The sequence below is a fragment of the Bacillus chungangensis genome, assembly GCF_030812995.1.
In the GTDB taxonomy this organism is placed as follows: domain Bacteria; phylum Bacillota; class Bacilli; order Bacillales; family Bacillaceae_C; genus Bacillus_CF; species Bacillus_CF chungangensis.
The window spans coordinates 1-23,402 of record NZ_JAUSTT010000018.1 but is presented as its reverse complement, the minus strand read 5'-3'; the positions used below and the strand labels follow the sequence as shown (position 1 = coordinate 23,402).

The following is a 23,402-nucleotide window of genomic DNA, read 5'->3' as shown; positions in this document are numbered from 1 at the left end:
GTAAGGTGTTCAAAAAGTCCTAGATCATGAATCTCCTCATTTTTGAACAAAATAATATTTTTTAAAAAAAGAAAAGGGTGATCAACGAATGAAAAAACGCTTTATAGCAGTATTCACTTTGTTGCTTGTATTTGCAATGATTGCTGCTGGATGCGGCACTACTAACAGCAACGATAATGGAGGTAGCAGCACGAGTTCAAAACAAGAAGAAAAGAATGGCAATAACAACAAGGAAGATGCTGTTACAGGTTCGATCACCGCTGTTGGTTCTAGTGCATTACAACCTTTGGTAGAAGCTGCAGCGCAGCAATTTTCATCGGAAAATCCTGGTGCAACGATTAATGTTCAGGGCGGCGGCAGTGGAACTGGATTGAGTAAAATAAGTGAAGGCGCTGTTGATATTGGCAATTCGGATATTTTTGCAGAAGAAAAAGAGGGAATTCCTGCGGAGAAGCTGGTAGATCACAAAGTAGCGGTCGTTGGCATGGGGCCGGTCGTCCATCCTGATGTTGGTGTAGAGGGTCTTACAAAGGAACAACTTATTGATATCTTTACTGGAAAGGTGAAAAATTGGAAAGAATTAGGTGGAGCTGATCAAGAGATTGTTGTCATCAATCGAGCAAAAGGTTCAGGGACACGAACTACTTTTGAGCAATTCGGACTAGATGGGGCAGTTCCTATTGAAGCACAGGAGCAAGATTCTTCTGGAACAGTACGAAAAATTGTTAGTGAAACTCCTGGTGCAATTAGTTATCTAGCATTCTCCTACTTTGATGATTCCATAGTTGCATTAGCAATAGATGGGAAAGAACCTAATCAAGTAAACGTAGAAACAAATGATTGGAAAATCTGGGCATACCAGCATATGTACACAAATGGAGAACCAATGGGATTAACAAAAGCTTTTATTGACTATATTTTATCAGATGAAGTGCAAACAAGCTTAGTGACTGAATTGGATTACTTGCCAGTGACAGGTATGCAGATTGAGCGTGATGCGAATGGTGAAGTGACGAAAAAATAACGGTAATGCCAAGCCTTCTTGCCGCTAGCAGTAGCATGAAGGCTTATCCTATATAAAAATTGTTTCACATTGGATCGTTACTCGTGTTTCTCTCTTCTAAAGGAGCAGAGCTGCTTATCACGTAGATTTGGAGCTTCACCAAAGTACAACATTCTAAGAACGAATTGCGGTAACCACGTGTAAGAAAGGGGAATGCTGCTTGCAAGCGCACAAGAAAATAGATGCACCATCAACGAAAACCTGGTTAGAAAGAAAAGGGCGTTTGCTCACTTCTTTTTCCATCGTCATTATGATGGTGATTGCGATATCGATTTTGTATTTTGTTACTTCAAAAGGATTATCCACTTTCATCGTAAACAAAGCGAGTATTGTAGAATTCTTTACAGGCATGAAATGGGATCCCGGCAGCTTGAATGAAATAGGTAAGCCAATTGTTGGTGCTTTGCCGCTTATTTTTGGCTCATTTGCTGTTACATTTATGGCAGCTATTATTTGTACACCGATTGCGATAGGAGCGGCTGTGTTTATGACGGAGATATCTCCTCACTTTGGGCGGAAAATATTGCAGCCCGTTATGGAATTGCTTGTTGGCATTCCTTCCGTTGTATATGGTTTTGTCGGGTTAAGTTTGATCGTGCCGTTTCTAAGAGAATCTTTTTCTGGAAGCGGATTTGGGATTGCAGCCGGAACTATCGTACTGACGGTCATGATTTTACCGACAATAACCAGTCTCTCTGTTGATGCGATCCGAGCAGTGCCGATGCATTATCGAGAAGGCTCTCTTGCACTTGGCGCGACTCGTTGGCAGACGATTTATCGTGTTGTGTTGAAAACAGCGCGTCCGGGAATTTTAACAGCGATTGTTTTTGGCATGGCTCGCGCCTTCGGTGAAGCTTTGGCGGTGCAAATGGTCATTGGCAATGCAACTGTTATTCCGAGTTCTCTATTTGAGCCTGCATCAACGTTAACTAGTATTTTAACGATGGGCATGGGCTATTCGGTAATGGGGCAAGCAGAAAATAATGCGCTTTGGTCATTAGCATTGGTCTTATTAGCGATGTCTTTAGTGTTTATGATTATTGTTCGTTTCATTGGACGCAGGAGGACGTATAAATGAATGTCAAAATAGCTGATCGTATTGCGACTATCATGTTTTATATCATTGCCTTTATCATTGTTGCCATCTTATTTGGCTTGATCGGTTATGTGCTAGTGAAAGGCATTTCTATTATCAACTGGAGTTTTCTCACTTCTCCTCCTCAAGTATTTAAAGCAGGCGGCGGTGTAGGACCGCAATTATTTAACTCTTTTTATTTATTGTTTTTGACAATGGTTATCAGCGTTCCTTTATCACTAGGCGCTGGCATTTATTTATCAGAATATGCAAAGAAAAATGTTTTTACAGATTTATTGAGAACAGCGATAGAAGTGCTCTCATCTTTGCCATCGATCGTTGTCGGCCTTTTTGGATTCTTATTTTTTGTCCTTTATATGGGATGGGGATTTTCGATTTTATCTGGTGCCCTTGCTTTAACTGTCTTTAATCTCCCATTAATGATTAGGGTTGTAGAGGATTCGTTAAATAGTATACCAGCGGCGCAGCGAGAGGCAGGTCTCGCCCTTGGTATTTCGCGTTGGGAAACAGCTACACAAATTTTGCTGCCGGCGGCGCTTCCAGGCATTATTACCGGTGTTATTCTGGGCGCGGGACGTGTATTTGGAGAAGCAGCAGCATTAATTTATACTGCTGGAATGAGCTCGCCGGCATTGGATTTTTCAAATTGGAATCCATTGAGCCCGACTTCACCGTTAAATCCGTTAAGACCAGCTGAAACATTAGCAGTGCACATTTGGAAAATTAATGGAGAAGGAATCATGCCTGATGCACAAGCAGTTTCTGACGGTGCAGCGGCAATTCTAATCATATCCATTTTAATTTTTAATATATTGGCTCGTTGGGTTGGCAGCTTTGTCTATCGAAAAATGACGTCATCACATAAATGAAGGTAATTGAAACATGTACGAAAAGGAGCAAAAAAAGATGATCACAACGGTGAAAAAAAAGAAAGAAGAGGCGCCAATTAATTTTAAGAGAATAGAAAAAAAGCAGGTGCCACCTGCCCCCAACCGAGTAGAGGCGGCACTCGAAACTATCGACCTTCATGTTTTTTATGGAAAGCATCAAGCAATAGACAATGTATCGCTTGCTTTTCCTAAAAATAAAGTGACAGCTTTAATTGGTCCTTCTGGCTGTGGTAAATCCACTTATTTGCGTGCATTGAATCGGATGAATGATGAAATTGAAGGTTGTGTCGTAAATGGCAAGATTGTTTATAACGGTGTTGATATTAATTCAAAGGCAGTGAACGTTTTTGAAGTTAGAAAGAAGATAGGCATGGTTTTTCAACGTCCAAATCCCTTTGCAAAATCTATTTTTGACAATGTTGCTTTTGGCCCGCGGCGCCATGGTATAAAAAATAAAGCCAAATTACAAGAAATAGTAGAGAAAAGCTTACGTCAAGCAGCTTTATGGGATGAAGTAAAGGATCATCTGGGAAAATCAGCTCTCTCACTTTCCGGTGGGCAGCAGCAGCGCCTCTGTATTGCCCGCGCTCTTACGATAGAACCTGATGTGTTGCTATTGGATGAACCTGCTTCTGCATTAGATCCTATTTCTACTAGTAAAATAGAAGCACTTATTCATGAATTGAAAACAAAATACTCGATTGTGATAGTGACGCATAATATGCAGCAGGCTGCAAGGGTTTCGGATTTAACAGCTTTCTTTTATATGGGGAGTCTTGTAGAATTCGCTGAAACTTCCACTATTTTTACAAAACCACGGGAGAAAAGGACAGAGGATTATGTGTCAGGAAACTTTGGATAAAAAGAAGGTGAGGTCTTTGGAGGCTGCATATGCAAAAAAGGAAACGATGAACACTTCGATCATTCGTGTCCGGAATTTTCAGCTTTGGTATAGTGAGTTTCAAGCGTTGAAGAATATTAATCTTTCCTTAAAGAAAAATAGGGTTACCGCCTTTATTGGTCCTTCTGGCTGTGGAAAATCTACCTTTCTGCGCTCGATAAATCGGATGAATGATTTAATTCCTAGTGTTCGGATAGAAGGAGATATTTTTCTTCATAACCAGCCTATATACGAGGAAAAAGTGGATGTTGTAGAACTGCGAAAACAGGTTGGCATGGTATTTCAACAGCCAAATCCGTTTCCTATGTCTATCTACGACAATGTTGCATATGGTCCGCGAATCCATGGCTTGAAAGATAAAAAACAATTGGATGAGCTTGTGGAAACGAGTTTACGCAATGCTGCCCTATGGGATGAAGTGAAAGATCGTCTGCATAAATCAGCAATTGGCATTTCCGGCGGGCAGCAGCAGCGTTTAGTGCTAGCGAGGGTGTTGGCTGTTCAGCCTACTGTCATATTAATGGATGAACCAACATCTGCGTTAGACCCGATTTCGACAGCAAGGCTAGAAGAGCTTATGATTAAATTAAAACAGCAATATACGATTCTCATTGTGACACATAATATGCAGCAGGCTGCGAGAATATCTGATGAAACAGCGTTCTTTTTGAATGGGGAAGTGATGGAGTTTTCACCTACAAAACAACTTTTTATGAATCCAAAAGGAAAGCAGACAGAAGACTATATTTCCGGACGTTTTGGCTAATATACTTAGCCGAATTGCAGAACATACAAGATTAAGTAAGCATACAGCAGCAAGAGAATTAAAATCAAATGGAACGAATATGATAGAAGGATGCTGAAACTCGAAAGACATTATAATGAAGAAAAGGAGCAGTGACATGACAGTCAGACAGATGTTCGATTCTCAGTTGCATGAGCTTCATAAAAATCTTTTGTCGATGGGGATGCTAGTAGATGCGGCGATTTATAAGGCTGTTAAATCTTTAGTCGATAAGGATGCAGCGTTGGCTCAGGAAGTTGTCGAAGGTGATCAGACTATTAATGAAATGGAATTAGAAATTGAACGCCGCAGTTTTGAATTAATTGCACTGCAACAGCCAGTTGGAAGTGATTTACGCAGAATTGTTACGACAATTAAAGTGGCAACTGATCTCGAAAGAATGGCTGACCATGCTGTTAGTATTGCGAAGGTAGCCATCCGTCTCCACAACGATGCTTATGCGAAACCACTTATAGATATTCCAGAAATGGGTGAGCTCGTAAAAGACATGGTTCACAAAGCACTAAATGCTTACATTGATATCGATTTAGAGGCAGCTAAATCAATTGCTGCTCGTGATGATCAGCTAGATCATCATTTTTATGCTATATATGGCGATTTAGTTAACTTAATGATTCAAGATAGCCGCCATATTGAACAGGCAACGTATTTAATCTTTGTAGCTCAATATTTAGAAAGAATCGGCGATTATGTGACAAATATATGTGAATGGATTATCTATTTGAAAACTGGGAAATTGGTAGAATTGAATTAAAAAAGAAGGCGGCCAAATTGGCTGCTTTCTTAAAAAGAGTGTTTTTGAAAACGCTTTTTTTGATACTGACAAATTAGTGGGGACAAGCTAATGTGAGCATTATACAATACAAAATCATTTTTGCTTGTGTTCATATTATATAAAAATGGTTTAAAGGAACGCATTTGCGTCCTTTTTAAACCAATCTCACATGAATTCGTCTTCTGGAGTCTCATTTTCTTTTTTAGATTTCTTATTGGCAAAAAGCTCTAATAGAATAATAATCAAAAAGATAGAAAAGATAATAATGGCATTACTAATACTGCTTTCTTTCCAGAATAGATGCGTTCCTCCAGCAACTACAGCAATAAAAATGGAAAAATAAATATATGTCATAAAAATCCCTCACTTCCAAATGTTTCAGACGATACATATTGGATATTTACAGATGGAAAATCCTCACTAATCTGCAAGCTTTCTAACGTTCTGATATGCATGTTAGAAGATATAAGAGACGCGTTTAACATTGGTTTTTTCTAGTGGACTAACTGATTGAAGCCCATCCTTATTACTATAACTTTAAAAGCTGTATATAGGGTAAACAGTACCTTACCATTACCTTAAGAGATTTATTCGATGTGAGAAAAATGTTATTTTATCTTCAATTTTTTGTCATTGGCTTCATATCCTCACAAAAAAATAATAGTTTTACATATAAGCAATGTCCGTTTTAGAGGTATTTTATCAATAAAAAATTCAATACCCTTTACATAGAAACCTCTCAAGTAAAAATACAATGTCCTCGAAAAAGAAAAGCACTTTTTCTTTCTTCCAATTTTCAAGAAACTTTCCTTATAGGCTTTTACTTGCAGGAGGGAGTCTTCCTTTTAATTAAGGAGGGGTAAAATATGAAGTATTTTATTAAATAGGGTACATAAAAATAACAAAGCTGGTAAAAATAACAGTATGAAACAAATGATGTTGCTTACTAAAAAACTTTTGCTATCGTTTCTTCTTCTTTTGACCTGCTTTCTTGTTAACACGAACGAAGAAATAGAAAAATTAATTCCGCATTTTTTCTTACAGCCGATTGCTGCAGAAAATAAACTTAATCTCGATTTTTTTAATGATCCATTGTTTTTTTTTCCGATGATAGAGTCGGAAAAAGTGGTGTACTTAACATTTGATGATGGACCTACTCCACAATCTGGACAACTGCTTGATATGCTGCATCAATATGATGCTAAAGCAACATTTTTTATGCTTGCACCGAAGATGAAAAAACATCCTGATTTTGTGAATAGAATGGTAAAGGAAGGCTTTGCTGTCGGACTCCATGGAGTAACACACGATCCAAATTTATTTTATCGGTCAAAGGAGAGTGCTTTACAAGAAATGGTTGAAGCACAAAAAGTCTTGGAGGAGATTACTGGCGAAAACTCGATGATGATTCGAACTCCTTATGGCAGCATACCTTATTTGCTTGACTCTTATCGTAAAGCCATTGAGACGTATGGCTTTCAAATTTGGGATTGGCATATCGATAGCAGAGATTGGGAATTGAATGAACAATCGTATGTAGAGAAAACGATTGAGGAGATAGAAAAATTGACGCAAGAAGGAAAACACCCAGTAGTCCTTCTTCACGAATTAAACGAGACGCTTGAACATTTGCCTGAGCTGCTAAGTTATTTGCGTGAAAACAATTTTCAAATGAAAACGTTGAATGATAGCATTGAACCAATCTTTTTTGAGTGTAACAATCGCTGCTATGAATATGGGAGCGAAAAAAAGGAAAAGTAAGAGAGCTGAATACAACATTAATGATGAAAACAAAAAAGGAGGGAGAATGAAACATATTTGTGTTTCATCACGGTTGTGACAGCCTTAAAATCAGACTAAGAAGGCTAGAATAACGTTGATCACTCAACCACAGCGGTTTGAGAACCTTTTATCCCACATCTAACTGGCAGTAAGACCTCCACCTCAAGAGTAAGAGGGATCGAAGAAGTCTAGGTGGGGGATAACTGCCAGTAAATGTCCGATTGGTTCAACTAACCATGAGTGGGGGATGAGAGAAAACCCCCACTCATGGAAGTTTCACTTTATATGAAAAAAGTTTAGAATAATGCTTGACTTTCAGGCATTATTTTTTTAAACTAAAATCACATACATGAACACATATTCATATATTGAAATAGGAGTGGATAATAAATGGGAGAAGAACCAAAAAAAGAAAAAGATGCTAGCAAGTATGAGGAATTGGATAAGGAAACATTATTTATAGTGGCACAAACATTTAAAGCTTTATCAGAGCCAACGCGGATTAGAATTTTACATTTATTATCAGATCAAGAGCATTCAGTGAACGAAATTGCAGAAAAGTTATCGCTTCTACAAACAACGGTTTCTCATCAGCTGCGATTTTTAAAAAATCTTCGCCTAGTCAAATATCGGAGAGCAGGAACTACTTTATATTACTCGCATGATGATGAACATGTTATGAATGTGTTGGAACAAACAATTGATCATGCTCGCCATCATTAGAAATGAAAATGGAAGGCGGTATTAAAAATGGCCGAATATAAACTAAAAGGTCTTTCTTGCGCAAATTGTGCTCGAGAAATGGAAACGGAGATTCAAAAGCTTAAAAATGGTGAGAATGCCAAAATCTTATTTAATTCAAGTAAGCTAATTGTTGAAGAAAATATTGAAATGGAAAAAGTTGAAAAAATATTAGCAAGCGATGGAGCAACAATCGTAAAAACAGATGCAGAGCACGATCATGATCATGTGCACGATCATGGAAATAGCAAAAAATTAAAGATGCTTATTGCAACTTCCGTCATTCTTTTTATTTCAGCTATTTTCGTGGAATCCTATAGTGAAATGACAGCAATTTTTATGTATTTGCTTGCTGCTGCATTGAGTGGATATCTTACATTTATAAAAGGTTTGAAGAATCTGGCTAAATTCAAGTTCAATATTGATACGCTCATGACCATTGCCTTGATTGGTGCCTTTGGAATTGGTGAATGGAAGGAAGGAACATTGGTTGCTATTTTATTCGGTATTAATGAATATTTAGAAGGACTTGGAATGGAAAAAGCCCGTCAATCAATGGAAACACTCCTTCAAGTAGCCCCGAAAGAAGCCGTTATTATTAAAAATGGCATGGAACAAGTTGTCCCTATTGATTCTTTAAAGAAAGGGGATTTAGTTCTTGTTAAGTCTGGAGAAAAGATTCCTTCTGATGGAGTAGTAAAGGATGGAAAAAGTTCTGTCAATGAAGCAGCTATTACCGGAGAATCGATGCCAGTTGAAAAGACCGTTCATGAAACTGTATTCGGAGGCAGCATTAATAACGAAGGGATCTTAAAAATAGAAATTACGAAGGCATATGAAGATTCTTCGTTGGCAAAAATTTTGCACCTAGTAGAGGAAGCACAAGAAACGAAAACGCCAACAGAACAATTTATTAATCACTTTGCCAAATATTATACACCTTTTATTATGATGGTTGCTGCAATTGTGATGCTCGTGCCGCCGCTGTTTAATGGCGAGTGGGGAGCATGGTTTTATCAAGGGCTTGCAGTTCTCATTGTTGGTTGTCCTTGTGCTTTAATCATTTCTTCGCCAATTGCGATTGTGTCTGGCATTGCTAGAAATGCACGCAATGGTATTTTAGTAAAAGGCGGCGTATTTTTAGAACAACTAGGGAAAATCAATACTATTGCATTTGATAAAACTGGAACCTTAACAAAAGGTGAGCCACACGTAGAAACAATGAAAGTATACGATGAAAAATCATTTCTTTTTGTTGCAGGCTCCATTGAAAAAACCTCGTCTCATCCACTTGCAAAAGCAGTACTAAAAAAAGTGGCGGAATTCAATATTGACCTGCAAGAGCCCGAACAAATTCAAACAGTGACAGGGCAAGGAATGACGGCAATCTTAAATGGAAGAAAGTATCAGCTTGGCAATGAAAAAAGTGTGAATGAAGCACTGCTTACAAACAGCATACTACAAGATATTGAAACATTAAAAGAAAACGGACATACACTTGTCATTGTGTCCGATGAAGAAAAGGTTCTAGGTATTTTTGGGATCACAGATGAGATTCGTAGTGAAAGCAAGGAGATTATAAAGCAACTATACGATGCTGGTATTAAAAACACAGTCATGCTAACAGGCGATCACCAAAAAACAGCTGAAAAAGTAGCATCATCAATTGGCCTCTCTCATTATTATGCCGGCCTGCTGCCAGATGAAAAGGTAGAAAAAGTAAAAGAACTAACGGAACATGGAAAAGTAGCAATGGTAGGGGATGGTATTAATGATGCACCAGCATTAGCGACAGCTGATCTCGGCATTGCAATGGGGAAAGGAACAGATAGTGCTATTGAAGTTGCAGATGTCGTATTAATGCAAGACCATTTAGGAAAGCTTCCATCTGCTGTTAAAATTGCTAAAAAGGTAAATAAGATTATTAAAATCAATCTATCCTTAGCATTAGGATTGAAGCTTATTGCTTTGTTGCTAACAATTCCTGGCTGGCTTACTCTCTGGATTGCGATTCTTTCTGATATGGGGGCGACCGTTTTAGTTACGTTAATTAGCTTGACGGTTCTCATTGAGGGGAAAAATCAAAACAAGGATACGAAAAAAGATACAGTGCTTTCTCCTGCTTAGGAGAAAGCATTTTTTTAGAAATTATCGTGATAATGAAATAATAAGTAATACAAAAGAATCAAAAATATAAGAAAATTTGCATTTTAATTAAAATTGTTTTAATATTATTATAATAATAAATAGGAGCGATTTTATTGAAAAGTATCATCAAATTAACTATTTCTTTTTTTGTCGTTACTTTTATGATGATTTCAAGTTTTTCCTACAACATATTAGCAGCGAGTAAAGATAATAACCAAACAGAATTTGAATCATTTTTAATTGACTTAGCTAAAAATGACCCACAAGCTAAAGTTGCTTTTGATCAATATTCTAATCTTTCTGAAGCTGAGAAAGCAAAGTTTGTAGACATACTTTATAGTGAAGAATATGTAAAAGCTGTAAGCGCTATGCCCGATGTAGAAGTAGGTGAATCAAGATTATTCCACAATGGGGATATTGTTGTACAAACAAGAGCATCTAATGACTCTACACTTAACTCTAGTGGGAGTGATTCAAATGGTATTGTTCATGAAGTTAAGGTTTATGGAATTTTTGTAACACAATATTACTTAACTGTATATTTTAAATACAAGAATCACTATTACGTAACAGAAACAACAAGTGCAAAAAATTCACATACTAATGTAAATCCTGCCATTCTCGTAAGTGATGGTGCTACTAATCATTGGGCTGAAGATGGCTGGGCGAGGGCTTGGGGGAAATTCAATGTGACATTAACTGCGACTCCTTGGCGTACCCAAACGCATGTTCTTAATATTCAGTGTAATCCATACGAGGTAGATGGGTGGCTAGATTGATGAACTTTATCAAGAAACATAAGATATTTTGTATTGTTTTATTTTTGTATATTGCTTTATTGCTGTTAGGATTATATACAGTCAATATAACATTTAATGGATTATGATTAATATAGCAGTAATTTACATGTATGCTATAAAATAATTGCATAAAGAATAGGATGAAAAAGGCGAACAGGCGATAGTGGTTTGCCTTTTTCATATGTTTTTAAAGGCTGATAATGGAAGAAGCGTATTTTTTTATAAAAACGTTTGACTCTACTTTTTTATTAAAATATGATCATGCTGCGAATCGGCATTTTGTTTTTTATGGCGCATAATTTTTTTAGGTGAACTTCCACAAATATATATACTACAATAGCAAGGAAAAGGCGCTTATCTTTTATAACTTTTAATGAAGAAATTAGCTGCTTATCGATTTGTTAACATCATCTTAAAACGTGAAATCCTTTTACTTTAGTACAGAAGCATATTGTAATAAATTATGACCAGTGTATCTCGTTCAACACTAATAGGGAAATAACTAAATGAATGTTTTTTCCTTTGAACTGCTTTTTTTATGTCATAATGAGTATCATCGTGAATCTTCAACGAGACAAGAGGCGCACTTTCAATTAAAATAAGAGAAAGAACAAAAAGTACGAGAACAGCATACGACACATAAGGAAGTGAACGCTTTGGGTATTCACCACTATTTTAAAAGTCTATCTGATTTAGAACAAATTTATCGCTGCCCAGGGAAGTTTAAATATCAGAACCATTCTGTTGCAAGCCATTCTTTTAAAGTGGCAAAAATTGCTCAATTCTTAGGAACAGTTGAGGAACAGACGGGAAACAAAGTCAATTGGCGAGCTCTTTATGAAAAAGCATTGAACCATGATTATGCCGAGCTTTTTACTGGAGATATTAAAACGCCAGTAAAGTATGCATCAAAAGAATTGAAAGAGCTCTTTAGTCAAGTTGAAGCGCAAATGGTAAAAAAATTTATCGACAAAGAAATCCCGCCGCGCTTTCAGGCTATTTATCTGGAACGTTTGCAGGAAGGAAAAGATCAGACGCTAGAAGGTAAAATTCTTTCTGTTGCTGACAAAATAGACTTGCTTTATGAGGCTTTTGGAGAAATTCAAAAAGAAAATCCCGAACCGTTATTTTTAGAAATTTATCAAGAAGCATTGACGACCATATTAGCATTTAAAGAAATGGCATGCGTTCAATATTTTTTGGAAGAAATTCTTCCAGATATGATGAGAGAACCATTTATTGAGGATAGTGAAGTGACAAAAATGACAGAAAAATTACTGAAAGAGATAGGTAAAGAGCAATAAACCCCTTCTACTTATATTCTTCTATCTTTTAGAAAGGAAAACGTCCATACATCGTGAAGACATCAACAGAGCAAATGGTGTTGTTAGAGGTGAGTTAAATGATTGATAAAATATTGTCTGCATTATTGCTGCCCGGGCTGCTAGTTCTATTTTTTACAAGGGTTACCTATCATCATATAGTTGGTTTAGTGCTAACTGTAGCATTAATTGCTGCATCTGTTTATGCAGGTTATACACATACATGGGAACTGATTATTATCGATGCGGCTTCTCTCACAGTAGGCTTTTACTTTGCTAAAAAAATGATAAAAAAGAAAAAAGATCCAAACGCTTAATGTAATGGCGCTACGACCATACCATGAAGCGTTTTTTTTGTATCCTCCGCATGATTTCCACACCAAAAGCTTGCGAAATCAAAGATTCCGGGCTGTTTAAAGTGATGGGAAGTAGACCTCTTTCACCGTTTTTTTTAGCTTACATCTTTTCTAAATAAATGTCCGATGTGTGACTAGAGACGAGGACGCTCATTTTGAACATTGCGTTTTATTGTATGGAAGAAGAAAGACCTTACTGATTGGACATTTCGCTTTTAATGATTTTTGACCAGACGTTCTTTTCGAGCAGTGATTCAGAAGATGATCACCGAAAATATATTTTTGATCATCAATCTTTTACACTTTGTACAGAAAATGTTCATCTGCTAATAGTATATTAATCTTTAAAACATGTTAATACTATGACAATAGTAAAAATCAGAAAGAGGAAATGAGATGAAGATTGATCATACAGATCGAAAAATATTACATATGCTATCTGAAAATAGTCGTTTATCATTTGTCGAAATTGGGGATGTTTTAGCACTGTCGCGTGTAACTGTGCGGGAGCGTATTAAAAGATTGCAACGTGAAGGGATTATTGAAAGTTTCACGATTCAACTAAATCCTGTTGCAATAAATAAGAATGTTACAGTCATATTTATGATCACATGTGAGCCTGCATTTTTAGTGAAGACAGCACATCAATTAATGGAACATTCACAAGTGGAAACTTGCTATCAATTAACAGGGCCAAGTATGCTCCATGTCTGTATATCCTTTGAAAACATGGAAGAGTTAGAAAAATTCCAACGGAAGACAATAGGGAGTATAGAGGGCATTATACAAGTGGAGACTCACATGGTGCTAAAAAAATTTACAACCTAGACAATGTATCTACTTTAACTCCGATACCTTCAACATTTGAAAGTAATGAAGAAAGCTATGGCAAAAACTTTTGCCATAGCTTTTTTTCTAAACTTTTTTCTGCATTTCACTGTTCAGAAAGTGTATATGCCGAAGCGTTATTATAGCTTATTGTAGACTCTTCAGTTGATCCTTTCACACATTTTAAACAAGAGAAGATATAGGTGCTTTCTAAGTGAAGGGAGTCTTAGTAGCGGAAGAGGAGAGAGGAGATGATTCCTGCGTTCGTGTTAAAAAAAATGAATCAACCATAGGCAAGTACTGTACACATCAATAAAAGAGGAGGGAAAAATCGATATGAAAGGCTCGAAAAAAGTACAGTCGGTTATGCTTATCTTGCTCCTGCTTTTAAGTACTTTTCTTCCACAAACAGCTGTTTTGGCAGTTTCAGATGATACGGAAAATCTTGAATTAAACGAGGCTGTAGAGATTCAGAATGATAATGATCATGCTCTCGGGGATGATGAAAAAGAGGAATTGATAGATAATCACGAGCAGGAAGATGTCATGGATGAAGAAAAGCAGCCAAAAGAGACAGAACCGCCAAATGAAGAAAATAATGCTCCAAATGATGAAGAAGAAAAAGAAAAGCCTAATGAGGAGCAGAAAGAAACTGACAAACAAGCACCTGGAAAAGAAACGGGTATCGTCGAAAACAGCAGCAGTCAGCTCACGATGAGTGCCAACGAAACGGTATTGTCTGGAGAAACATTTATATACTCCATTGACTATGTTCTTTCTAGCACAGGGGGTCATGCTGCGATAGAAGTTACACTGCCTGAAGGTGTCGAATATGAAGGACAGGCAACAACAAGTAATCATATTGAAAAGTATGAATACGATGATGAAAACCACAAAGTGATTTTTACATTTAATGATGGAATAGCACCAGGTGCTGAAGGTAAAATCACATTTCATGCTAAATTCCCTAATTACACGACTCCGGATGAAACAGAAGCCGACATAAGGAGTGTTCTTAAGATTGGCGAGAACGTAGTAGCGGAGTCTGAAGCAGTGACGGTAACGGCGAAAGCAGAGTCAAATTGGAAAATAGAGAAGAAAGTATTAAAAGCGGATTATAATGGCGAAACAGAATACGAGATGGCATTTAGACATGATCCCAAAAATGGTGAGTTAGGATGGCTTGACTTAGATGAAGTCACGTTTTTTGATAAACTTCCTGAGGGTGCTGAATTTGTTTCTGCTACTTTTGGTGGAACGTATCATCCAGATACGCACACTGTTACTTGGTTGAATCCAGGAGGAATAAAGCATAACCATGCAAACTTCCAAGCAGATAATCCACGGAGATTTATCGTCGTTGTGAAGTACCCTAATGCTACTGAAGCGACGAAAGTAACCAACCAAGCAAGTGCTGAATATACACCATTCGGTTCAGCCAGCTCTGTTACAGTTGAGACGGAGGTTGAGCATGGTTTTACTAAAAAGCCGAATACACCAGATCAAGATGAAGGTGTTGTCTTGCAAGGGAGCGCAACAAAAGAGAATCCCCTGTCTGGAGAACATTTTTCTTTTCTGATTGACTATAGTCTTTCAGCTTTAACAGGCAGCTTTACTAATGGCGAGTTGGTTGTGCAACTGCCGCCTGAACTTGAATTTAATCCGCCACACGTTCAGTTGACTAGTCATTTTAAAACGTATAAATATGATAAAGAGAATCACCGAATTGTCTTTACGCTTCAGGACAATCAGTCAGCTGGAGCAGTTGGCCAATTGCGTATAAATAACCTGAAATTTCCTAATTATACAACTTCAAATGGGACTGAGGCAGTCATCAAAACTGAATTTACAAGCACTGAAACATCCGGAGAGGCTGAAGATGTGACAGTTAGAGCCCAAGCTGAAGCGAAGTGGGAGCTAACGAAGAAAAAAATAAAACCGCATCCTGAGCCGATGCCTAATACCGATGTCGTATATGAGATTGTATTCCGTAATACGAAAGGAACTGGCAACGATAATGGATCTTTGAAGCTTGAAGATGTGAGCATCGTTGATCAGCTTCCTGAAGGGGCAGTGTATGTATCATCTTCTCCAGAGGGCGTCTATGATTCTAATAACAATACCATTACATGGATTCCGTCTATAGGAGCAGACGATAACTATCATCGATTTACTGTTACAGTGACATATCCTGATGCGAAAGCTGATACAGAAGTCATTAATAAGGTAATTGGAGAGTATACACCTCTAGGGGAAGAGCGAGTCTCATTGGAGGCTGAAGCTAAACATGGCTTTACTCTCAAACCAGGTGACTGGGGAGCTTGGATTTATAAATCCATCAATGGTGCTCAACGAGAAATCTCGCCAGGACAAGAGGTTACCTTTTATGTCGGTGGGATCACAAATGCAGCGAATGACACATTGAAAGAAGCTGAACTTGTCGATATGTCTCCAGAAGGCTTGCATTTAAAAAGAATTCACACACCAACATTCACAGGAATTGACCAGTATAAAATATATATTACAACAACGAAAGATTCTGCTAATTGGGTCGAATGGCAAACGGTCTCTGCAAATGACAGCAAGTGGCTGCCGCAAGTACCAGAGACAGTAAAAGGCATAAAGATTGTTTTTGGTGATATACCGACTTCATTTGAAATGTACGGCGCCTTTACATTTATTTACCAGTTGGATCCAAATTATAAAGTAAAACTGACTGAAGATAAGCCTTATGAAACGATTACAAATACTGCAACATTGACTTACACTTTTGAAGGTGCAAAAAAGCAACAGAGTGATAGTGAAAATGTATATGTGACAGACAACCGGCCGCTTCTCAAAGTGCAAAAGTGGGCAAATAATAATAACTTTAAGACAGAAGATACGGTAACATATACGATTAGAGTCGATAATCATACACTTAGCAGTGACTTATTCAACAATCCGGTGATAGAAGATTTACTACCTGAAGGATTAGAGTACGTAGAAGATAGCTGGACATTCGATAACAATATAAGCGGACTGCAAGCACCAAAGTTCGAAGCAATTCCGAATTATAACGAAACAGGCCGTACATTGTTAAGATGGTCTTGGGATGAGAATCATTCTGGAAGTATCCCAATAGATAAATTTTTTGCTATAAAATTCACAGCAAAAATAAATGAAGAAGTTCTTAAAGGAAAGATAGAAGGCACAGTTGAAAATCGTGCGGAAGTGAGCTCAAATGCACATGGATATGTCAATGATGCAAACTTCAAAAACCAGCAATACGATAAGAATAAAGGCTGGTACATTTTTGCTGATACAAATATTGCTGTCAGCTCCGCCGTTAACTTAGAAGCGATCAAGTGGGTGAAAGGCGAATTAGATGATCAATGGTCAAGACATCCTGAAGTTGCCAATACAACCCCTGGTGGAAAAGTAGATTACAAGTTAGCAGTCAAAAACAACAGTACTATTACAATGAAAGAAGTAACCATTGTTGATGTTCTGCCTCGAATCGGCGATACAGGTGTGATTGTTGATGGTCTACGAGGAAGTGAATGGAGCCCTGTTCTATCGAGTGCTGTTACCGTTCCTGACGGTGTCCAAGTGTTTTACAGCACGAGCAACGATGTAAAGATGAATCCATTAACTGGTGTAATAACAGGGACTTGGGATGCACAGCCTCCTCAAGATTTAACAACGGTTAAAGCATTAAAATTTGTCTTCAATAATGAGTTAAAACCTGGTCAAGAAGTAGCGCTTGCTTGGTCGATGAGAGCGCCAGTTGGTGCACCAGAAAATGGCGAAATCGCTTGGAACTCATTTGGATTTACAGCGACAAGAACAGATACTGGTAAATTATTACTTCCAGCAGAACCGATTAAAGTTGGAGTGAAAATTCAACCAAGTGAAAAAGCCGAAATCGGCGACTATGTTTGGTTTGATGAAAATGGCAATGGCATCCAAGATGAAGATGCAGATCACGGAATTAACGGTGTCCTTGTAGAGCTATATGATAAAGATGGAAACTTACTTGAAAAGACAGTAACTGCTGATGATATGAATGGCAATCCTGGCTACTACCTGTTCCCTAACTTGGAAGCAGGCGAGTACTACGTGAAGTTTCATCTTCCAGAAGGCTACAAAGGCTTTACGAAATATCAGCAAGGTGAAGATAGAGCACTAGATTCTGATGCAAAAGAAGATGGCACAACAGAGATCATTAAGCTTGAAGCAGGGGAGAAAAATCATACGATTGATGCTGGATTGATAAAAGAAGCACCTGTTACACTAGAAAAAGGGGAAATCGGCGACTACGTTTGGTTTGATGAAAATGGCAATGGCATCCAAGATGAAGATGCAGATCACGGAATTAACGGTGTCCTTGTAGAGCTATATGATAAAGATGGAAACTTACTTGAAAAGACAGTAACTACTGATGATGAAACAGGCAATCCTGGCTACTACCTGTTTCCTAACTTAGAAGCAGGCGAGTACTACGTGAAGTTTTATCTTCCAGAAGGCTACAAAGGCTTTACGAAATATCAGCAAGGTGAAGATAGATCACTAGATTCTGATGCAAAAGAAGATGGCACAACAGAGATCATTAAGCTTGAAGCAGGGGAGAAAAATCATACGATTGATGCTGGTTTAATAAAAGATACAACGGATCCAGGTAAACCGACAGATCCAGGTAAGCCGACAGATCCAGGTAAGCCGACAGATCCAGGTAAGCCGACAGATCCAGGTGAACCGACAGATCCAGGTAAACCAACAGATCCAGGTAAACCAACAGATCCGGGTACGCCGACTAGTCCGGGTACGCCATTTGATCCAGGCACGCCAACAGATCCAGGTAAACCGACTGATCCGAGCACGCCGACTGATCCTGGCAAACCGACTGATCCGAGCACGCCGACTGATCCTGGCAAACCGACTGATCCAAGCACACCAACTGATCCAAGCACACCAACTGATCCAACAATCGATCCAGTTGATCCACTTGCTCCAGTTGATCCAACTACTCCGGTTGATCCGCTTGCACCTAGTGCGCCAACTGATCAAATAAAGATTAAAAAGAATAACGCAGCGGATAAAGGAAAAGAAGTTTTACCAAGAACAGGAGATAGCAACTCACTATATGTACAAATTTTTGGTGTATTATTCCTACTTGCATCCATCATCGTTTTAGCAAGACGAAAAAAAGCTGATTAAGCAACGTAGTAAGCTGACCATCTCCAATCTGGTCAGCTTACTTCTCTTCAATAGGAGGTGGGTGGTTTCTATGAAAAAAGTAAGCATTGCAGTTATATTATTTGTCAGCGGTTTATTGCTTATCTTTAGCCCTTTTATAAAGAACTACCTGATACAGCTAAAGGTAAACAATTCTTTAAATGAGTTTACCGATCAAAGTGCTGATGAATTAAAAAGAAACCGCAACAAGGAGAATAGTAAAGAAAAGGAGTTAATAGCGCCGCCAAGCGAATTAGATTTGCTAAAAAATGTTCGTTTTAAAGGCAAGCCAGTTGGCGTCATTTTCATTCCTGCAATTGATCTCCAGCTCCCTATTTATGGAACAATGACGCAGGAGAACTTAATGTTTGGAGCTGCGGAAATGAATGATCATCAACAAATGGGGGTTGGAAATTATATTCTAGCAGGCCATCATATGAAGCAAAACGGGTTATTATTTCAATCAGTACCGACATTAGAAAATGGCGATATGATTCGAATAACAGATAAGACAACTATCTATGAATACAAGGTTACATCAAATATCATCGTCCACGAAACCTCCATAGAAGTAATGGAAAGCAATGATAAAAATGAAATCACACTTGTAACATGCGATGAGCCTTATTATACGGAAAATAGAACGATTGTAAGAGGAGAGCTTGTAAAGGAGACGCCTTTTAAAGGGCAGGAGGCTTTCTTCGCTTGTACTTCCTGTTCATGAACTCGTTCATCATGCATTGACTCAACGGAGAGAGAAAAATAAATTTGGGGTTAACCCATAAGATTGGCTTTAACCCCTGATTGTTGCACGTTTTAAGCAATTAGTTTAAAGATCTAGGTAATATCTTGCTTAATCTTTTGTAATAATGAATATTGCTCGATTGCAGCTTCTATATTTCCGACTTTATTATATAAATCTATTAATGTATGATAGATTTGCTCTTGATATGGATCAATTGTCTGGATTCTATAGCAAATTTTTATCGCACGCTCGTATGCTTTTTTTTCTATGAGAAAAGCAACAATTTGCTGCGCATGCTGCAGCCATAAATGCTGCAGCCTCATTTTTTCGGATTCAGCCCAAACATAATCATAGTAATCAAAGTATGGCTGTGTATAATACCCCATCATCTCTAAATGTTTCTCTATATTATCGTCTTTTACGTTTCCAAGACGCTGCAGTGATGTTTCCCATTCATCAACATCTACTAATACATCCTGTAATTCTAGCTGATACCCTGTTTCATAGCGAGTAAGCTTTATATCTAAGTGGATCGTATGTAATGTTTTTCTTATTTGATAAATTGTAGAGTAGAATTGTGTATTTGCACGTTTGATATCAATATCAGGCCAAAAAAGATCAAGAAATATATCTTTGCGTATAATCTTATTTCGATAATGTAATAAATAGCAGAAAAGTTCCCTAGCTTTAGATGTTCGCCACTTTACTTCCCGTTCTTTATGTGGTTCTGTAGAAACAGTAAATGCAAGACTTCCAAAACAATGAATCATTCCCTCTTGTTTTTTTGTCTGCTCTTTTTTTGTGCTTGTTTTGGCAAGTTGTGCCCTTTCAATTGATATTTTTAACCGCTTTTTTGTAACTGGTTTAACAATATAATCAAGTGCATTCATTTCAAATGCTTTCACTGCATATTCATCAAATGCAGTAATAAAGACTATATGAACATGAGGATAAAGAGATTGGATTGTATCTGCTAACTCGATTCCGCTGATAATTGGCATTTCGATATCGAGAAAAGCAATATCAAAAGCATTATTTTTGACATATGCACGAGCATCAACTGCGTCATTAAATGTAACGATTGTGCTGAACATGCGACTCTCTTTTAGTAATCGGTACAGTTGCTTCATAGCAAGTGGTTCGTCATCAACAATCAAAGCAATCATCAAGAATCTCCTCCCTTGGTACTGAAAAAAATATTTTTGTTCCTGTTAATTCTTGGCTGTTGATGAAGAGGCCTTGTCCAAACATTTGTTTTAAGCGATGATGTATATTCTTGACACCTACACCATTTTTATTATTGTGATTGAGAATATCAGCAATCGTTTTTTCACTCATACCTACGCCGTTATCTTCTACACTAACATGAAGCTCATCTTGTTTATCAATAACACAAATTAAAATTTTTCCGCCTTTTCTTTTTTTTAAAATGCCATGATGCACAGCATTTTCTACAAGAGGCTGAATCGTTAATGGTGGAATGGCTAGTGAAAGGTTATCTGGAATCATTAGCTCGTACTCAAGCCTATCTTGAAAGCGCACTTTTTCGATGTTCAAATAGGCATCTACAAGCTTTATTTCTCTTTCTAAAGAGGAAAGGGGCTTTATATTATTAAAGCTAAAACTTTCCTGTAAATAATAGCCAAAATGAATTAAGAGCTCTTTCATTTTGTCATTGTCTTCCTCACTCAGTGCTGCAACGGCATTTAATGTATTAAATAGAAAATGCGGTCTTACTTGAGCTTGCAGAAATGTTATTTCCATACAAATTTTATCTTCAACCGATTTTTTTAAATATAGCAGCATTTGAATGCGAGATTTCAGTTCATTCAGATCGATTGATTTAAGGATCATGTCGTTTGCTCCAGCAGCAAATGCAGCGCTTGTTTGTTCAGGGATTTGCTCACTAGACATCATCATAATAGGTAATTCAAACATGGTATATACTTCGCGCAATTTCTTGCAAATTGTTAAACTATTCTCCGATAATAGATGAATATCAAGTAAAATGAAATCCCACTCTTTCCCTTTTGTTAAAGGCGAAAGGATCTCTTTTCCATCACTTACTGCGATGACTTTTGTAAACTGAGCAGTGAGCAGTCTAACAAGCTTTTCACGAAAAGCCTCATCTTCTTCTACTATTAAGATCGTATTTTCCTGCTTTTGAGGTAAATCAGAATTTATCGGTTTAGATGGTGTTTTACTAGCAGCAACTTCGCTGGCAGATGGAGCAATGGGTTCATAAGTAAATTGATGTGCTAATGGCAGCGAAAACTGAATCGCATTATTTTCATTCAGAAGGTTTTTATTCGCTGTAACTAAGTGCCGAAATAAGGCAAAAAAACGCTCCATCATGATTGCGATAATGGCAACAATTAGCACCAATAGTTGTACGATCCAAACGTTATTTATTTCTAGCACATTTATCATATAGAAGAGATTGGTAATGCTAGCTCCGATATAGCAAGTGACAATGATAAAAATGATGAGTGGCGCATTTTCTTTTGGATGTTTGATCGTTGTTTTCCATAATATCCACAATAGCAAAATCTCCATGATAAAGATGAATGGCAGCCAAAAAAGCAAAGCTTTCAACATGAAAGGAAAATCTGCACATAAAAAAATAAATCCAAAGAGAAAAAAGATCATATTTACAAGGTAAATAAGACCTGTAAAAGAAAGATATTTTAGGTGCTTTTTTACAATAACATGAGATAATGATTGTTTGGCTGTTGAATCTGGAAAATACATCCATTTTAAAGTGTTGCTGTTCAGTTGAACATCATCTTTTTTGCCTTTAACTCCATGCTCATCAATCTTTTTATTTTTTAAATAAATGGTATGGGCATTGAACGCAGGGAAGAAATTAAAAGCAAACACCTCTGCTTCTTCGATATTTGGCAATATCATTTTTAAATGATAGGTGCCGTTATTTTTTTTTGTTTTTTGATTGGAAAAAAGTTGAATAGTAGATGGAATTTTTACAAACATTTTTTTTTGATTGTCATCATGTGACGTTTGTTGATCTGGATAATAGATCCATTCACCTCTTAAAGGAATATCTCTGTTTAAGGCTAGATATTTTTCCGATAGATTAAGGATTCCTTGTTTTGCTTTTGGGTAATAATGGAGGGGCATGATGTTTAACAAAACAATGCATATTTGAACAGTAAAGATTACTAGAATGATTGCAGATAACAATAATCGTCTGTGCATCATACATTCTCCTATTAGAAAAAAGTGTATAGCTACTTATTATAAATGATAGCACTGAACAAATTATATACATTAGTACAAAGCACTGTTTAATCATATTAGAAGATGGGAAAATACAGGTAATAAGACTTATTTTTCAAATATCGAGTTGGAATGTATTAACCTAAAAACAAACCGAAAATTTGTTCGCTTTTTACTGGTTAGAGATGAATTGTTTGTGGTAAAATAAGATATACAGTATTTTTCCATATTAGCTGACTATTCATTGTCAAGAAGTGGGAAGTGAACATTTTTCTTACGTCTTCAGTAAATATTGTTTCTAACCGACAGGGCAATGGTCGCTTTTGCATCTATATAATAGGGGAAGAAAACCCATTGATGGAAGTATTTCTGGGTGAAAGTTTATCGTTTTCCGACAGAAGACTACCTCCTCAATCGTGTAAAGGGCGAAGCCCAACGATAGGTGGGAGATGAATGTGGTTAGGCGTAAGCCTAAAGGTTACCTGCAAAAAATCTCTACTAAAATCATCAAAAACCACGATGTAATAGGTATTGAAGATTTGCAAGTATCCAATATGCTAAAGAACCACAAGTTAGCATAAGCAATCAGTGAAGTATCTTAGTCACAGTTTAGAACTATGCTTGAGTACAAAGCAAAATGGTATGGTAAACAAGTCATTGCGGTATCTAAAACATTTGCTAGTTCCCAACTTTGTT

At 37.3% G+C, this 23,402-nt stretch carries 18 protein-coding genes and 1 pseudogene; 16 read left to right on the top strand and 3 right to left on the bottom strand.

Going from position 1 to position 23,402, the window contains the following annotated elements; translation table 11 throughout:
- The first annotated feature begins 88 nt into the window (after positions 1–88).
- The 6 genes from J2S08_RS14555 (at position 89) to phoU (ending at position 5,509) form a co-directional block, all read left to right on the top strand.
- Entirely contained in the window at positions 89–1,024 is a 936-nt protein-coding gene (locus tag J2S08_RS14555) for a phosphate ABC transporter substrate-binding protein (RefSeq protein ID WP_307230718.1), read from the top strand.
- Between the two features lie 199 nt (positions 1,025–1,223).
- A complete protein-coding gene (gene pstC, locus J2S08_RS14550) occupies positions 1,224–2,141 on the top strand; it encodes a phosphate ABC transporter permease subunit PstC (protein ID WP_307230716.1) in 918 nt (305 codons plus the stop codon).
- Positions 2,138–3,028, top strand: coding sequence for a phosphate ABC transporter permease PstA (pstA, locus tag J2S08_RS14545; protein WP_307230714.1), 891 nt, complete (start codon positions 2,138–2,140; stop codon positions 3,026–3,028). The genes pstC and pstA overlap by 4 nt, the downstream gene beginning before the upstream one ends.
- 37 nt (positions 3,029–3,065) lie before the next feature.
- A complete protein-coding gene (gene pstB / locus J2S08_RS14540) occupies positions 3,066–3,911 on the top strand; it encodes a phosphate ABC transporter ATP-binding protein PstB (protein ID WP_307230711.1) in 846 nt (281 codons plus the stop codon).
- 46 nt (positions 3,912–3,957) lie between these two features.
- Positions 3,958–4,716, top strand: a complete 759-nt coding sequence (pstB, locus tag J2S08_RS14535) for a phosphate ABC transporter ATP-binding protein PstB (RefSeq protein WP_307230837.1) — start codon at positions 3,958–3,960, stop codon at positions 4,714–4,716.
- Positions 4,717–4,852: 136 nt separating this feature from the next.
- The gene (phoU, locus tag J2S08_RS14530; RefSeq protein WP_307230709.1) at positions 4,853–5,509 is read left to right on the top strand and encodes a phosphate signaling complex protein PhoU; all 657 of its coding nucleotides are present in this window, start codon (positions 4,853–4,855) and stop codon (positions 5,507–5,509) included.
- A gap of 186 nt (positions 5,510–5,695) precedes the next feature.
- Here the strand turns inward: phoU and J2S08_RS14525 are convergent, their stop codons facing one another.
- Positions 5,696–5,884 (bottom strand): hypothetical protein, encoded by a 189-nt coding sequence (locus tag J2S08_RS14525; RefSeq protein ID WP_307230707.1) that lies wholly within the window; start codon positions 5,882–5,884, stop codon positions 5,696–5,698.
- Positions 5,885–6,454: 570 nt separating this feature from the next.
- On the opposite strand from J2S08_RS14525, the gene J2S08_RS14520 reads away from it, so the two are divergent.
- The 9 genes from J2S08_RS14520 to J2S08_RS14480 all read left to right on the top strand — a co-directional run bounded on the left by J2S08_RS14520 (position 6,455) and on the right by J2S08_RS14480 (position 19,448).
- Positions 6,455–7,291, top strand: coding sequence for a polysaccharide deacetylase family protein (locus J2S08_RS14520; RefSeq protein WP_307230705.1), 837 nt, complete (start codon positions 6,455–6,457; stop codon positions 7,289–7,291).
- A gap of 411 nt (positions 7,292–7,702) precedes the next feature.
- Complete coding sequence (locus J2S08_RS14515; protein WP_307230704.1) at positions 7,703–8,035, top strand: ArsR/SmtB family transcription factor; 333 nt, start codon at positions 7,703–7,705, stop codon at positions 8,033–8,035.
- Positions 8,036–8,062: 27 nt separating this feature from the next.
- On the top strand, positions 8,063–10,180 hold the full coding sequence (locus tag J2S08_RS14510) for a heavy metal translocating P-type ATPase (RefSeq protein WP_307230703.1): 2,118 nt from the start codon (positions 8,063–8,065) through the stop codon (positions 10,178–10,180).
- A 134-nt stretch (positions 10,181–10,314) separates the two neighbouring features.
- Positions 10,315–10,980: a hypothetical protein gene (locus J2S08_RS14505; RefSeq protein WP_307230701.1), complete on the top strand. Its 666-nt coding sequence runs from the start codon at positions 10,315–10,317 to the stop codon at positions 10,978–10,980.
- A 677-nt stretch (positions 10,981–11,657) separates the two neighbouring features.
- Positions 11,658–12,305, top strand: coding sequence for an HD domain-containing protein (locus tag J2S08_RS14500; RefSeq protein WP_307230699.1), 648 nt, complete (start codon positions 11,658–11,660; stop codon positions 12,303–12,305).
- A 98-nt stretch (positions 12,306–12,403) separates the two neighbouring features.
- The gene (locus J2S08_RS14495) at positions 12,404–12,640 is read left to right on the top strand and encodes a DUF2198 family protein (protein WP_307230697.1); all 237 of its coding nucleotides are present in this window, start codon (positions 12,404–12,406) and stop codon (positions 12,638–12,640) included.
- A 435-nt stretch (positions 12,641–13,075) separates the two neighbouring features.
- A complete protein-coding gene (locus J2S08_RS14490; RefSeq protein ID WP_307230695.1) occupies positions 13,076–13,507 on the top strand; it encodes an Lrp/AsnC family transcriptional regulator in 432 nt (143 codons plus the stop codon).
- 336 nt (positions 13,508–13,843) lie between these two features.
- Complete coding sequence (locus tag J2S08_RS14485) at positions 13,844–18,706, top strand: SdrD B-like domain-containing protein (protein ID WP_307230692.1); 4,863 nt, start codon at positions 13,844–13,846, stop codon at positions 18,704–18,706.
- 70 nt (positions 18,707–18,776) lie between these two features.
- Positions 18,777–19,448 (top strand): class A sortase, encoded by a 672-nt coding sequence (locus J2S08_RS14480; protein WP_307230690.1) that lies wholly within the window; start codon positions 18,777–18,779, stop codon positions 19,446–19,448.
- Positions 19,449–19,561: 113 nt separating this feature from the next.
- On the opposite strand, the gene J2S08_RS14475 is transcribed toward J2S08_RS14480, so the two are convergent.
- Both J2S08_RS14475 and J2S08_RS14470 read right to left on the bottom strand, forming a co-directional pair.
- A complete protein-coding gene (locus J2S08_RS14475) occupies positions 19,562–20,635 on the bottom strand; it encodes a response regulator (protein ID WP_307230688.1) in 1,074 nt (357 codons plus the stop codon).
- The gene (locus tag J2S08_RS14470; protein WP_307230686.1) at positions 20,616–22,685 is read right to left on the bottom strand and encodes a sensor histidine kinase; all 2,070 of its coding nucleotides are present in this window, start codon (positions 22,683–22,685) and stop codon (positions 20,616–20,618) included. The genes J2S08_RS14475 and J2S08_RS14470 overlap by 20 nt, the downstream gene beginning before the upstream one ends.
- Before the next feature lie 494 nt (positions 22,686–23,179).
- On the opposite strand from J2S08_RS14470, the pseudogene J2S08_RS14465 reads away from it, so the two are divergent.
- Positions 23,180–23,402: pseudogene (locus J2S08_RS14465) on the top strand (IS200/IS605 family accessory protein TnpB-related protein); the annotation flags it as partial.